This is a genomic window from Streptomyces sp. NPDC016469 (assembly GCF_040632905.1).
GTDB lineage: Bacteria > Actinomycetota > Actinomycetes > Streptomycetales > Streptomycetaceae > Streptomyces.
The window spans coordinates 21,081-35,130 of the sequence record NZ_JBEYCQ010000011.1; the positions used below are offsets into that span (position 1 = coordinate 21,081).

The 14,050-nt window shown below is 73.7% G+C and carries 10 protein-coding genes; 5 read left to right on the forward strand and 5 right to left on the reverse strand.

Annotation, left to right across the window (positions count from 1 at the left end):
* Nucleotides 1-34 precede the first annotated feature (34 nt).
* The 4 genes from ABZ565_RS14525 to ABZ565_RS14540 form a co-directional block, all read right to left on the reverse strand.
* Nucleotides 35-1,561, reverse strand: a complete 1,527-nt coding sequence (locus tag ABZ565_RS14525) for a hypothetical protein (RefSeq protein WP_361025360.1) — start codon at nucleotides 1,559-1,561, stop codon at nucleotides 35-37.
* 71 nt (nucleotides 1,562-1,632) lie between these two features.
* Nucleotides 1,633-5,262 (reverse strand): hydantoinase B/oxoprolinase family protein, encoded by a 3,630-nt coding sequence (locus tag ABZ565_RS14530; RefSeq protein ID WP_361025363.1) that lies wholly within the window; start codon nucleotides 5,260-5,262, stop codon nucleotides 1,633-1,635.
* A gap of 99 nt (nucleotides 5,263-5,361) precedes the next feature.
* Complete coding sequence (locus tag ABZ565_RS14535) at nucleotides 5,362-6,783, reverse strand: HEAT repeat domain-containing protein (RefSeq protein ID WP_361025366.1); 1,422 nt, start codon at nucleotides 6,781-6,783, stop codon at nucleotides 5,362-5,364.
* Nucleotides 6,784-7,003: 220 nt separating this feature from the next.
* Nucleotides 7,004-7,396 carry an ankyrin repeat domain-containing protein gene (locus ABZ565_RS14540; protein ID WP_361025369.1) on the reverse strand — a complete coding sequence of 131 codons (393 nt, stop codon included), beginning with the start codon at nucleotides 7,394-7,396 and terminating at the stop codon, nucleotides 7,004-7,006.
* 242 nt (nucleotides 7,397-7,638) lie between these two features.
* On the opposite strand from ABZ565_RS14540, the gene ABZ565_RS14545 reads away from it, so the two are divergent.
* On the forward strand, nucleotides 7,639-7,833 hold the full coding sequence (locus tag ABZ565_RS14545) for a hypothetical protein (RefSeq protein WP_018103962.1): 195 nt from the start codon (nucleotides 7,639-7,641) through the stop codon (nucleotides 7,831-7,833).
* A 37-nt stretch (nucleotides 7,834-7,870) separates the two neighbouring features.
* A complete protein-coding gene (locus tag ABZ565_RS14550) occupies nucleotides 7,871-9,460 on the forward strand; it encodes a hypothetical protein (RefSeq protein WP_361025372.1) in 1,590 nt (529 codons plus the stop codon).
* A gap of 53 nt (nucleotides 9,461-9,513) precedes the next feature.
* Here the strand turns inward: ABZ565_RS14550 and ABZ565_RS14555 are convergent, their stop codons facing one another.
* Nucleotides 9,514-11,010: a PLP-dependent aminotransferase family protein gene (locus ABZ565_RS14555; protein ID WP_361025375.1), complete on the reverse strand. Its 1,497-nt coding sequence runs from the start codon at nucleotides 11,008-11,010 to the stop codon at nucleotides 9,514-9,516.
* Between the two features lie 102 nt (nucleotides 11,011-11,112).
* On the opposite strand from ABZ565_RS14555, the gene ABZ565_RS14560 reads away from it, so the two are divergent.
* The 3 genes from ABZ565_RS14560 to ABZ565_RS14570 are packed head-to-tail and all read left to right on the forward strand — an operon-like array spanning nucleotide 11,113 to nucleotide 13,944.
* Nucleotides 11,113-11,754, forward strand: a complete 642-nt coding sequence (locus ABZ565_RS14560; RefSeq protein WP_361025378.1) for a hypothetical protein — start codon at nucleotides 11,113-11,115, stop codon at nucleotides 11,752-11,754.
* A complete protein-coding gene (locus ABZ565_RS14565) occupies nucleotides 11,751-12,515 on the forward strand; it encodes a glycerophosphodiester phosphodiesterase (protein WP_361025381.1) in 765 nt (254 codons plus the stop codon). Before ABZ565_RS14560 ends, ABZ565_RS14565 begins: the two co-directional genes overlap by 4 nt.
* A 52-nt stretch (nucleotides 12,516-12,567) precedes the next feature.
* Complete coding sequence (locus tag ABZ565_RS14570; protein WP_361025384.1) at nucleotides 12,568-13,944, forward strand: MFS transporter; 1,377 nt, start codon at nucleotides 12,568-12,570, stop codon at nucleotides 13,942-13,944.
* Nucleotides 13,945-14,050 lie beyond the last annotated feature (106 nt).

The window sequence follows — 14,050 nt, forward strand, 5'->3', positions numbered from 1 at the left end:
GTGTTGCGGAAGGTGGTTCGGGGGCCAGGGGTTTTCACGGCGCCTCCGAGCGGTCGGCCGCCATGCCGGCGGCGTCGAGCAGGGCCGTGCCGACGATCAGGTCGGCGCCGCCGAACTCCTCGTCGTCCAGCGGGGTGCCGTCGTCCACGGAGAACAGCAGGCGGCGCTCGCCCTGGCGGTAGGCGGTGCCGACCGGGGGGCTCGCGGCGTGGACGGCGAGCAGGGCGACCAGGTAGGGCAGGTCGGGGTCGCGGCGGCGGGCGTCGGCGAGGAGGCCGGAGAGCCGGCGCGGCGCGTCGTGCTCCAGGTCGAGCAGCTCCATCGCGGCGGCCAGTTGCTCCTCGCTGAAGCGGCTGTCGTCCGGCGTGGCGATCAGGTCCGGCTCGGGCATCTCGGCGCCGAGGTGTTCGCGGGCCGGGGGCGGGCTGAGGAGCAGGTCGACCAGGTCGCCCACCCGTACGGAGACCGGGGTGCGCAGGCCCGTGCCATGGGCGAAGAAGGCGTCGGTGGCGCGGCTCGCCTGCTCGACCGGGAGCGGCAGCAGCGGGCCGAGGAGCTGCCCGTACAGGTCGAGGCCGGTGCGGGCGGCGGGTGCCGCGAACGCCTGGCGGTCCTGCTCGGCGCGGAAGAGCGGGCCGGCCTCCAGCAGCCGGGACTGGAGCTGGGTGTGGCGGCGGATGCAGTCCTTGACGATGTCGACCAGCTCGGCGGCGCGGCGCTTGTGCTCGGGTTCCTCGGCCTCGTCGCGGGCCTTGCGGATGTTGGTGAGGATCGCGTTCTCGTGGCGGTAGCGGTCGGCAACGTGGTCCAGGGCCTCGGCGATCATGTCGGGCACGGCGTTGAGCCAGTCGACCGCGCGGACGTTGCGCCGGGTGGCGTCGAGCGTCTTGCGCAGCGTCTCCGCGTACTGCACGGTCCGGTAGCGGGCCTGTTCGGCGGCGAGCTGGGCGTCGGCGAGGCGGCCCCGGCTGATCAGGACCTCCAGTTTCACCTCGGCGGCGATCTGGGCGCTGGTGACGTCCGTGTCGAGGGCGCCGACCAGGACGTTGACCGCTTCGTCGGTGGCCCTGAGGTAGACGCTGCCGCCGTGACCGGGGACCTCCTCGATCAGCTTGAAGTCGTAGTCGCGGCGGACGTAGACGCCGTCGGGCCCGAAGGTGCCGTAGACGGCGCGGAATCCGCGGTCCACGCTGCCGACGTTGATCAGGTTCTCCAGGACCCAGCGGGCGACGCGTTCGTGTTCGGCGGCGGGGCGGGACGGGGCCTGGGCGGCGACGCGAGGGAGGAGCCTGGTCACTATCTGGTCGTGGTCCGCGCCGGTGTCGAAGTCCATGTTGAGCGTCACGTGGTCGATCGCGGCGAGCGCGACCTCGGCCATCGCGTAGCCGCTGTACTCACCGGCGAGGTTCGCCTTGCGCACGTCCAGGTCGTGCAGCGGCGCGGTGCAGGCGAGCGCGCGCAGCCGCCGCGACAGCCCCTCGTCGGCGGCCGGGCCCGGTGCGGGCCGCGGCCCCGCGCTGAGCTGGGGCGCAGCGTTGTCCGTGTAGGCAGGCGAAGTCACGGTGCACAGATTAGGTCCTCGCACTGACAACGGTCGAAACGGCGCAGAAGGGCCGCTGCCCGGCGGACCGGTCAGGCCCCCGCGTTCTCCCCGCCCGGCTCCCCGTAGCCCCCGCCCCCGGGCGTACGCAGCACCAGCACGTCGCCCGCGCCGGCGTCGGCGCTGTCGCAGGCGGCCAGCTCGGTGCGTCCGCCGTCGGCGCGTTCGATGTGCTGGCTGCCGAGGGCGCCCGGTCCGCCTCCCGCCATGCCGTACGGGGGCACGCGGCGGTGTCCGGTGAGCAGGGCCAGGGTGACCGGTTCGAGGAAGCGGATGCGGCGCTCGACCCCGCGGCCGCCCCGGTGCCGGCCCGCTCCCCCGCTGCCCTCGCGCACCCGGAAGCTCTCCAGCAGGACCGGGTAGCGCCACTCCAGGATCTCGGGGTCGGTGAGACGGGAGTTGGTCATATGGGTCTGGACGGCGTCGGTGCCGTCGAAGTCCTCGCCCGCGCCGGAGCCGCTGGCGACGGTCTCGTAGTACTGCACCCGGTCGTTGCCGAAGGTCAGGTTGTTCATGGTGCCGGAGCCCTCGGCCTGGACGCCCAGGGCCGCGTACAGCGCGCCGGTCACCGCCTGAGAGGTCTCGACGTTGCCGGCGACGGTGGCGGCGGGCGGGACGGGGGCCAGCATGGAGCCCTCCGGGATCCGGATCTCCAGCGGGTTCAGGCAGCCGCTGTTGAGCGGGATGTCGTCGGCGACCAGGGTGCGGAAGACGTACAGCACGGCGGCCATGACCACGGACTTCGGGGCGTTGAAGTTGCCCGGCTGCTGCGGGGACGTACCGGCGAAGTCGATGACCGCCCCGCGGGCCTCGCGGTCGACGGTGACGGTCACCTCGATCACGGCGCCGTTGTCCGTCTCGTACCGGTAGTGGCCGTCGTCGAGCCCGGCGACGATGCGGCGCACCGACTCCTCGGCGTTGTCCTGCACATGGCCCATGTAGGCGTCCACGACCTCGGTGCCGAACTGCTCCGTCACGGCCCGCAGTTCGGCGATCCCCTTCTCGTTGGCGGCGATCTGGGCGCGCAGGTCGGCGAGGTTGGTGTCGGGGTCGCGGGAGGGGTACGGGGCGGTGGTGAGGTGGTCTCGGGTGGCGTCCTCGCGGAAGGTGCCGTTCCGGACCAGGAGCCAGTTGTCGAAGAGGACGCCCTCCTCGTCCACGGTGCGGCTGAAGGCGGGCATGGAGCCGGGGGTGATGCCGCCGATTTCGGCGTGGTGGCCGCGCGAGGCGACCAGGAAGCGGAGCACGGGCCCGTCGCCGGTCGTGTCGAACACGGGTGTCACGACGGTGACGTCGGGCAGGTGGGTGCCGCCGTGGTACGGGTCGTTGATGACGTAGACGTCGCCGGGGCGCATGGTGCCGGCGTTGCGCCGGAGCACTTCCTTGATCGACTCGCCCATGGAGCCCAGGTGGACGGGGATGTGGGGCGCGTTGGCGATCAGGTTGCCGTCGGCGTCGAACAGGGCGCAGGAGAAGTCGAGGCGCTCCTTGATGTTGACGGAGCGTGCGGTGTTCTCCAGGGTCACGCCCATCTGCTCGGCGATGGACATGAAGAGGTTGTTGAAGACCTCCAGCATCACCGGGTCGACCTGGGTGCCGACGGCCTGCCGGGCGGGGCGCGGGCGGGCGCGGGTGAGGACGAGGTGCCCGGTGGCGGCGAGTTCGGCCTGCCAGCCGGGGTCCACGACGGTGGTGGCGTCGGCCTCCGCGACGACGGCGGGGCCGGTGACGACATCGGTGGCCCTCAGGTCGTCCCGGCGGTGGAGCGGGGCCTCCTGCCAGTGCCCCTCCGCGAACATCCGGGCGGTGTCGTGGGGGCGTGGTGTGGTGGGGGTGCCCTCCTCGCGGCCGGCCGGGCGGATCTCGGCGTGGCCGCCGGCGGTCCCGGTGGCCTCGACGGAGACCGTCTCCACGACGAGCGGCCGGTCGGCCGTGAAGCCGTAGCGGGCGCGGTGCTCGCGGGTGAAGGCGTCGGTCATGGCGGCGGCCGTGTCCAGGGCGACGGGCAGGCTCGCGTCGGTGCCCTCGTACCGCAGCAGGACCCGGGCGCGGGTGGTGACGGCGTCGGCGGGCACGCCGTCGGCGCGCAGGTCGGCGCGCGTACGGGCGGCGAGCGCGTCGCACAGCTCCCGCACCCGGGTCTCGGATTCGGCGTCCAGGGCGGCTTCGAAGGACTGCTCGCGCATGGCGGTGGCGTCGGCGAGCCCGATGCCGTACGCGGACAGCACACCGGCCAGCGGCGGGACGAGGACGGTGTCGATGCCGAGGGCGTCGGCGACGGCGCAGACGGCCTGGCCGCCGGCGCCACCGAAGCCGGTGAGGGCGTAGCGGGTGATGTCGTGGCCGCGCTGTACGGAGATCTTCTTGACGGCGTTGGCCATGGAGAGGACCGCGATCTCCAGGAAGCCGGCCGCCGTCTCGGCGGCCGTCCGCTTGGTGCCGGTGGCCCGGGCGACCTCCTCGGCCAGCTCCTCGAAGCGCTCGCGCACGATGTCCGCGTCCAGGGGCCGGTCGCCGTCCGGCCCGAAGACGGCGGGGAAGTGGGCGGGGCGGATGCGGCCCAGCATGACCTGGGCGTCGGTGACGGTCAGCGGTCCGCCCCGGCGGTAGCAGGCGGGGCCCGGGACCGCGCCGGCGGAGTCGGGGCCGACCCGGTAGCGCCGGCCGTCGAAGTGGAGGACGGAGCCGCCGCCGGCGGCGACGGTGTGGATGTTCATCATGGGGACGCGCATCCGGGCGCCGGCGACCTCGGTGCCGAGTTCGCGTTCGAACTCGCCCGCGTAGTGCGAGACGTCGGTGGAGGTGCCGCCCATGTCGAAGCCGATGACCCGGTCGTGACCGGCCTGGGCGGAGGTGCGGACCATGCCGACGACCCCGCCGGCGGGCCCGGAGAGCACGGCGTCCTTGCCGCGGAAGTGGGCGGCCTCGCGCAGGCCGCCGTTGGACTGCATGAACATGAGCCGGATGCCGGGGAGTTCGGCGGCGACCGAGTCGACGTACCGGCGCAGGATCGGCGAGAGATAGGCGTCCACGACGGTGGTGTCGCCGCGCGGGACGAGCTTGATCAGGGGGCTGACCTCGTGGGAGCAGCTGATCTGGGTGAAGCCGGCGGCCCGGGCCTCGGCGGCGACCGCCTGCTCGTGGGCCGGGTGGCGGTAGCCGTGCATCAGGACGACGGCCGCGCTGCTCAGCCCGTCGGCGCGGGCCTCGCGGAGCAGGCGGGCGACGGCCTCGCGGTCGAGCGGGGTGACGGTGCGTCCGTGGGCGTCGATGCGCTCGGGGACCTCGATGACCCGGTCGTAGACCGCTTCCGGGAGCAGGATGCGGCGGTCGAAGAGGCGCGGGCGGTTCTGGTACGCGATGCGCAGGGCGTCCCGGAAGCCTTCGGTGATCACCAGGACGGTCGGTTCGCCGCGCCGCTCCAGCAGGGCGTTGGTGGCGACGGTGGTACCCATCTTGACGGCGGCGACCCGGTCGGCGGGGACCGGCTCGTCGGGTCCGAGCCCGAGCATCAGCCGGATACCGGCGACGGCGGCGTCGCGGTAGCGGTCCGGGTCGTGCGAGAGGAGTTTGCGGGTGACGAGCTGTCCGTCGGGGCGCCTGCCCACCACATCGGTGAAGGTGCCGCCACGGTCGATCCAGAACTCCCAGCGCCCGGTCATGCCCCCATACTGGCCCGCCGTCCGGTGATCGCGGAACAGGGCGGGGAGCGGCGCGCCCCCGACGCGCTGCACTCCTGGGGTACTGCGGGGTCCTGCCGGTCAGACCGCCGGGGCGTCCGGGCCGATCCTGCTGCGTACCGCCGACTGGACCTCGGCCTCCTCGGCGGGGTCGGCGGCCAGGCGGCGCAGCCGCTCGGCGACGCGCAGGTCGCCGGTCTCGGCGTGGAGCGCGGCGACCTCGCGGGTCGTCTCCTCGCAGTCCCACAGGCACTCGACGGCGAACCCGGTGGCGAACGACGGGTCGGTGGCGGCGAGGGCCCGGGCGGTCCGGCCGCGCAGTTGCGAGGACGACGTCTCCCGGTAGATGTGGCGCAGTACGGGTGCGGCACAGGCGATGCCGAGGCGCCCGGCGCCGTCCACGAGCGCCCACAGCCGTGGCGCGTCCGGCCCGTCGCCGCGTACGGCGTCCCGCAGCGCGCCGAGCACCGCGGAAGCGTCCTGCGGGCCGCCGCGTCCGGCCAGCACGCCGGCGGCCGATGCCCCGAGCGCGTCGGGCCTGCGGGCCCAGCGGCGGGCGCGCTCCACGGCGTCCTCGCCGCACATGCGCTCGAAGGCGGCGACGGCGGCGTCGGCGACGGTGCCCCCGGGTTCAGTGGCGGCCGTCTCGATCAGGTCGAGCACGACGGGGTCGCGGACCTCGGCGGCCAGATAGTGGAGGGCGGCGCCGCGGGCGGCGTCGGGTCCGCTGCGGGCGGCCTCGACGATCTCGGCCCGGTTCTCGGGGCCCGCGACGGCGGCGAGGCAGCGGGCGGCGGGCACGTGGAGGACGCTGCCGCGCTCCAGTCCTTGCCGGGCCCAGTCGAAGACCGCCTGGACGCTCCAGCCGGGCCGGGGGCCGCCGGGGCGCATCTGGCGCTGCCAGCGGTCGAAGGACCCCTGCTCGGAGGCGGCCCGGACGCGGGCGCCTACCGTCTCGCGCGGGTCGTCGGCCCACAGGCGCCAGGGGCGGGGCTCGTAGGCGTCCCGTACGGTCGCGGCCAGCTCGGCGCGGCCCTCGGGGTCGTCGGGGAAACGGGCGAGCACGGGCTCGGCCAGGGAGCGGAGTCCGGCGTCGTCGTCGCGCAGGGCCAGCTCGTCCAGCGCCCAGGCCCAGTTGGAGCCGGTCGCGGCGTAGCGCCGCAGCAGGGCGAGGGCGTCGCCGCGCCCGTAGGAGGCGAGGTGACCGAGGACGGACAGGGCGAGGCCGGTCCGCGAGTCCTCGGTGTCGAGGTGGTCCTCGGGGTCGGTCAGGTGCCGCTCGATCTCCTCGATGCCGCCGTCGAGGTCGAGGTAGAGGCGCGCGTAGTACAGCGAGCGGTTCTCCACCTGCCAGTCGTGGCGCGGGTCGCTCAGGACGCAGTGGTGGAGCGCGGCCAGGGCCTCGGAGCGGGGTGCGGCGAGCGCGTGGAGCGTGCCGTCGCCGCGGCCTCTCTGGAGCAGGCCGAGCAGGGTGCCGCTCGGCGCTATGAACGGATCGAACATGGGGAAAGCCTCACATCAAGCTGTCGACGCAACCGGGACTGTGCCGTTCCATGTGCTCGGGGAAGCACTAGGCCGCGCAGCAACATGATTCGCCGACCGCCGTCTTCTGCCTGGTGTAGAGCATCTTCCTCTGCCTCTCGTCGGTTGGCCCGGATCGGGCCCGCGACGTCATGATGACCCAGCCATTTCGCCACCGCGACCACATTTACGGCGAACCCGTTCAGCGGGCTCCGAAGAGTTCCAGCAGGTCGTCCTTGCCGAACATGCGTGCGGTGTCGACCGCGGAGGGCGTTCCGGCGGCCGGATCGGCGCCCGCGTCGAGGAGGGCGCGGATCACCGACTCCTCCCCCTTGAAGACCGCTCCGGCGAGCGGTGTCTGGCCCCGGTCGTTGGCCCGGCCCGGGTCGGCGCCGCGGGCGGCGAGTGCGGTGACCGTGGGGGCGTGCCCGTGATAGGCCGCGAGCATCAGCAGCGAGTCGCCCCGGTCGTTGGTGAGGTTGGCGGGGACCCCGGCGTCGACGTAGGCGGCGAGGGTGTCGGCGTCGCCGGCGCGTGCCAGGTCGAAGACCTTGGAGGCCAGCTCCACGACCTCGGGATCGGGGACTTCGCTCATCGGGGTACCGCCTTCCTTGACCGTTCGGACGCCGTCGGCGGCCGGGACGTGCACGGCGGGGACCGTGCGAGTGAACCGACAGGGTACTGCCCGTGCGGGTACATGATCAGGCCCGGGCTTCACCTCCGCCGATCGAGTGGATAATCACCCTTTTCACCCGGTTGCGCCTTTTATCCTACGGATACTTGGGGTGAGCTTGGAAGGACTCATGGTGACCGCCCCCTCCAACCAGGAGAACACTCATGATCCTTTCCATGTCCGGCGTCGTCATCCTCGGCATCATCGTCTTCCTGTTCTTCAGGAAGGACGGCCTCAAGGCGTCGCACGCCCTCGTCACCGCCCTGTTCGGCTTCTACCTGGCCGGGACCGCCATCGCACCGAGCATCACCGCGGGCGGCGCGAGCCTGGCCGGACTCCTGGGCGGGATCAAGTTCTGACCCTCCGCCTCCGCACCGACCCCTTCAGGAGACAGACGTGGCCAGGCGACCACTCCCCCGCATTCTGAGCAGCGGCAGCGCTTCGATCACTCGCGGTCGAGAGTTCGCGCGCACGGCCGCCGACAGCGCCACCGATGTGCTCCATCCGCTGATCACGCTCACGCGCGGTCTGCGGCTGCTGGCCGGCGCAGGACGGCAGAAGTGGGCCGCGACGCCCAAGGACCGGCGTGGACCCACGCTGTTCCTCGTCGCGGCCTGCGTACTCGTGGTCGCGCTCATCCCGTACGGGCCGCTGCTGGCCCTCGTCATGGTGATGGGCGCAGCCGCGTGGAAGGGACGGGACCGCACCCCCGCCAGGACCGGCCCCGACGAGGCGGAGACCGCCCGGCTCCGGGCCCTGTACGAGGCCCTCGTGCCGTACTTCTCGACGGCCGATGACCCCAGCCCGCTGTTCAGCCACGGCGGCGAGTGGGAGAAGGTCTTCAGCGGCTACGAGTTCGACGGCGACGGCCGCGTCTCGCGCCTCCAGGTCGCCTATCCGGCGTACTTCACCGACAGCGAGCCCGAGTCCCGGGCCCGGATCGAACAGCTGCTGCACGCCAAATCGGGCCGCGGCCGGGAGTACCGGTTCAGCTGGGACGAGGAGGGCAACCGGCTCGTGATGAGCGTCCTCGACGCCCTGCCGACCTCGCTCACCGCCCAGCGCTTCGTCACCGCCCCCGGCGAGACCGTCCTCGGCTTCACGGACGAGGACGCCGTACGGCGCACGCTCCCGGTGAGCGACGGCACCGGCACCCGGGACGCGCCCGGCGTCGTCTGGCGCACCGGCCCCCGCTCCACCGAACCGCACCTGCTCGTCGCCGGGCAGCCCGGCAGCGGCACCACCACCCTGCTGCGGTCCATCGCCCTCCAGGCGCTCCAACAGGGCGACATCCTCATCGTGGAGGGCAGCGGCACCGGCGAGTACGCCTGCTTCACCGGGCGGGAAGGCGTCCTGGCCGTCGAGTGCGGGCCCGCCGGAGCGCTCTCCACCCTGGAGTGGGCGGCCAACGAGACGGAACGCCGGCTGATCGAGGCGAACCGCGCCCGGCAGGCCGGCGACCCCGTCCCCGAGGACCTGACGCGGCCGCTCTGGATCCTGCTGGACCGGCCGAGCGCGCTCGCCCGGCCGGCCGGCGACGGGACGCCCGACGCGCAGGAACTGCTCCAGACCCCGCTGCGGCACGGCCGGGCCGCCCATGTCGTCGTGGTGCTGGCCGAGGCGTTCGACCACCTCGACGGCCTCGGCGAGACCGTCCGGACGCACACCAGGGCCCGGGTGGTGCTCGGCGACTGCACGGCGGAGCAGGTCGAGTCGGTGCTCGGCACCGGACCGCACACCACCCCGCCGCCGGACGCCCCGGCCGGCCGCGGCTACGTCAGGCTCGGCGCCGGCCCGGTCCTGCGCATCCAGGTCCCGGCCACGCCCGACCCGTACGACGACGCCACCAGCGAGGCGCAGCGCGCGGCGGTGCTGAGCCTGCTGCCGGAGCGGCGCACGGCAGTGGAGGCGGGGGCGCCGGAACCGGCGCCGGTGGAGGCCGTGGCGGCGCCTGCCGGGCTGGAGGCCGTGGCCGTCGGCGACTGAACGCGTGAACGACGGAGGAGGGCCTGGCACGCCGCCGGGCCCTCCTCCGTCGTTCACGCCACGAACGTGCGCGGTGCCTCCATGCCCGCTCCCGCGCCCGCGCCGACCAGCCGGGCGGCCTGGGCCAGGCGCTGGGCCGCCTCGTCCGCCACCGGGCCGCCGACGGTGAACGGCAGCCGTACGTAGCCCTCGAAGGCGCCGTCCACCCCGAACCGGGGCCCGGACGGCACGCGCACCCCGACCCCCTCCCCGGCGACCGCCAGCCGGGAGCCGGAGAGGCCGCCGGTCCGCACCCAGAGCGTGAGCCCGCCGCCGGGTACGGAGAACTCCCACTCCGGCAGCTCCCGGCGCACGGCCGCGACCAGCGCGTCGCGGTTCTCCCGGGCCTGTTCCCGGCGCAGCCGCACGGCCTCCTCCCAGCCGCCGGTGCGCATCAGCCAGTTCACCGCGAGCTGTTCGAGGACGGGGGTGCCCATGTCGGCGTACGCGCGGGCGGCCACCAGGCTGCGGATCACGTCGGGCGCGGCCCGCACCCAGCCGATCCGCATGCCGGCCCAGAACGCCTTGCTGGCCGAGCCCACGGTCAGGACCGTGCTGCCGGCCGGGTCGAACGCGCAGACGGGGCGCGGCATCGCCACGTCCTCGTCGAGGTGCAGCTCCCGCATCGTCTCGTCGACCACCAGGACCGTGCCGGCCGAGCGGGCGGCGTCCACCAGCGCCCGGCGGCGCTCCTCGTCGGCCAGCGCCCCGGTCGGGTTGTGGAAGTCCGCGACGACGTATCCGAGCCGGGGCGCGGCGTCCCGCAGAACCTGGCGCCACCGGTTCAGGTCCCAGCCGGCGAGCCCCTCCTCCATGGCGACCGGGACCAGCCGGGCGCCCGCCTCGCGCATCAGCTGGAGGATGTTGGCGTAGCTCGGGGACTCCACCGCGATGCGTTCGCCGCGTCCCCCGAAGAGGTGGCAGATGGCGTCGATGGCGCCCATCGCACCGGTGGTGACCATGATCTGCTCGGGCATGGTCGGAATGCCGGCGCCCGTGTACCGGTCGGCGATCATCCGGCGCAGCGCGGGCAGCCCGGCGGGGTAGTCGCCGTGCGTGTGGGCGTACGGGGGCAGCTCCTCCAGGGCGCCCTGGACGGCCCGGGTCAGCCAGGGCTCGGGCGCGGGCAGCGAGGCGCAGCCCAGGTCGATCATGGAGCCCAGGGCCTCGGGCGGCAGGGGCTCCAGGCCGCGGGCGGGCAGCGGGTTGCCCGCCGGGACCGCCGTCCAGCTGCCCGCGCCGCGCCGGGACTCCAGGAAGCCCTCGGCCCGCAGCGCCTCGTAGGCGGCGGCGACCGTGGTCCGGCTGACGGCGAGGGCGAGCGCGAGTTCGCGTTCGGCGGGGAGGCGGGCGGCGACCGCCACCCGCCCCTCCAGGACGAGCAGCCGGATACCGTCGGCGAGGGCGCGGTAGGCGGGCGGGCGGCGGCTGCCGGGGCCAGCCGGCCGCTGCTGGGCCTGGAGCTGCCGGGCCAGCTGGGCCGCGCCGACCGCCGAAGTCCACTGCGCCATGAGAATCAGTCCACCTTCCTCGGATTGGCCATGGTTGGCGGCCAATCCCCTGCCACAGAGTGACACGGAGCAGTCCAACACCACCACACCAGGGGGCACGTCTTGTCCAAGAACCTCACCCGTCGGCTGGTCCAGCTGTACGCGGGGCTCGCGCTGTACGGGGCGAGCTCGGCCCTGCTGGTCGTCGCCGGTCTCGGCCTGGAGCCGTGGGGCGTGCTGCACCAGGGGCTCGCCGAGCGCACCGGAATCAGCATCGGCGTGGTCTCGATCATCATCGGCGCGATCGTGCTGGTGCTGTGGATCCCGCTGCGGCAGCGTCCGGGGCTCGGCACGGTGTCCAACGTCTTCGCCGTGGGCCTGGCGATGGACGGCACGCTCGCCCTGGTCCCGGAGGCGCACGGCCTCGTGGCGCGGGCCGGGGTGATGGTGGCGGGGATCGTGCTGAACGGGGTGGCGACGGGGCTGTACATCAGCGCCCGGTTCGGTCCCGGCCCCCGGGACGGCCTGATGACCGGGCTCCACCGGCGGACCGGCAGGTCGGTCCGGCTGGTGCGCACCGCGATCGAGATCGCCGTCGTGGTCACCGGCTTCCTGCTCGGCGGCTCCCTGGGCGTGGGCACGGTCCTGTACGCCCTGGCCATCGGCCCGCTCGCCCAGGTCTTCCTGCGGGTCTTCGCGATCCCCGGGGAAGGCGCCCCCTCGGCCGGGACGTCCGCGCCCCGGCGGTCCATACTGCGGCGATGACTTCCGAACGCCACCCCTATCTGGACCACCCCGCACCGCTCGCGTTCGCCCACCGGGGCGGCGCGGCGGACGGTGCCGAGAACACGACGGCGGCCTTCCGCCGCGCCGCCGACGCCGGGTACCGCTACTTCGAGACCGATGTGCACGCCTCGGCGGACGGCCGGCTCGTCGCCTTCCACGACGCCACGCTGGACCGGGTGACGGATGCCCGGGGCCGCCTGGCGGAGCTGCCGTGGAGCGAGATAGGCCGGGCCCGGGTCGCCGGGCGCGAGCCGCTGCCGCTGTTCGAGGAGCTGCTGGAGACGTTCCCCGAAGCCCGGTGGAACGTGGACGTCAAGGCGGAGGCCGCCCTCCGTCCGCTCCTGGAGCTGATCCGGGCGACGAACGCCTGGGACCGGGTCTGCGTCGGCTCTTTCTCCGAGGCCCGGGTCGCCAGGGCGCACCGGCTGGGCGGCCCGCGCCTGGCCACCTCCTACGGCGTGCGCGGGGTGCTCGGCCTGCGGCTGCGCTCGTACGGCATCCCGGCCGCCCTGCGCGCCGGGGCGGTGTGCGCGCAGGTGCCGGAGAGCCGGAACGGCATCCGGGTCGTCGACCGCCGCTTCGTGCGCGAGGCCCACGCGCGAGGGCTCCAGGTGCATGTGTGGACGGTGAACGAACCGGAGCGGATGGCCGCTCTCCTGGACCTCGGAGTGGATGGCATCATGACCGATCACATCGAGACGCTGCACACGGTGCTGAGCGAGCGGGGGGCCTGGGCCTGACCCGCCGCCGCCGTGCGGCCGGCGTCGGTACGGGGAGATTCCAGGGGGCGCCATGACGGCCGAGACCGCAGACACCGCCGAGCCGGCCGACGACACGGCCGGCCCGGACTGCCCGGCCGCGCGGCGCAGGGAGCAGCGCGGCTGGTACTTCTACGACTTCGCCTGCTCCGTCTACTCCACGAGCGTCATCACGGTCTTCCTCGGCCCGTATCTGACCTCGGTCGCCAAGGCCGCGGCGGACTCCGACGGATTCGTCCACCCGTTCGGCATCCCGGTCCGTGCCGGGTCGCTGTTCGCGTACGCGGTGTCCGCCTCGCTCGTCCTGGCGATCGTCCTGATGCCCGTGGTGGGCGCGGCGGCCGACCGTACGGGCCGCAAGAAGCCGCTCCTGGCGGCGTCGGCGTACACCGGGGCCGCCGCGACAACCGCCATGTTCTTCCTGGACGGGCACCGCTATCTGCTCGGCGCTTTCCTGCTGATCGTGGCGAACGCCGCGACGGCGGTGGCGATGATGGTCTACAACTCCTACCTGCCGCAGATCGCTGAGCCCGAGGAGCGCGACGACGTCTCTTCGCGGGGGTGGGCGTTCGGCTACACCTCCGGGGCGCTGGTCCTCGTACTGAATCTGATCCTGTACTCGGGCCACGACTCCTTCGGCCTCTCCGAGTCCGAGGCGGTACGGATCTGCCTGGCGTCGGCGGGCGTGTGGTGGGGTGTCTTCACCGTCGTCCCGCTGCGCCGGCTGCGCGACCGCCGGATGACACCGGGCGGCCGGGAGGCGGCGACCGGCTCGGGGTGGCGGCAGCTGCGGGCCACGCTGGCGGACATGCGGCGCCATCCGCTGACCCTGTCCTTCCTGCTCGCCTATCTCGTCTACAACGACGGCGTGCAGACGGTGATCTCGCAGGCGTCGGTGTACGGCTCCGAGGAGCTGGGCCTCGGCCAGTCGACGCTGATCACGGCGGTGCTGCTGGTGCAGCTGCTCGCGGTGGCCGGGGCGCTGGCGATGGGCCGGATGGCGCGGGCGTACGGCGCGAAGCGCACGATCCTGGGGTCCCTGGCGGTGTGGACCCTGATCCTGGTCGCCGGGTACTTCCTGCCGGCCGGGTCGCCCGTCTTCTTCTACGTGCTGGCGGCGGCGATCGGCCTGGTGCTGGGCGGCAGCCAGGCGCTGTCGCGTTCCCTGTTCTCGCACCTGGTGCCGCGCGGCAAGGAGGCCGAGTACTTCTCGGCGTACGAGATGAGCGACCGCGGACTGAGCTGGCTGGGGCCCCTGGTGTTCGGTCTCGCCTACCAGCTGACCGGCAGCTACCGGGACGCGATCATCTCGCTGGTGGTCTTCTTCGTCGTGGGTTCGGTGCTGCTCGCACGGGTTCCGCTCAGGCGGGCGGTGGCGGCGGCGGGAAACCCCGTACCCGAGCGGATTTAGACGTTGAAGTAAAAGGCCGGTAGTGTACGCCTTTGGCCTGCCCCGGGTGACCGTTACGGCGAGTGGAACTTCGCGAACCGTTGGGTGACAACTTCCGTCAAAGGTG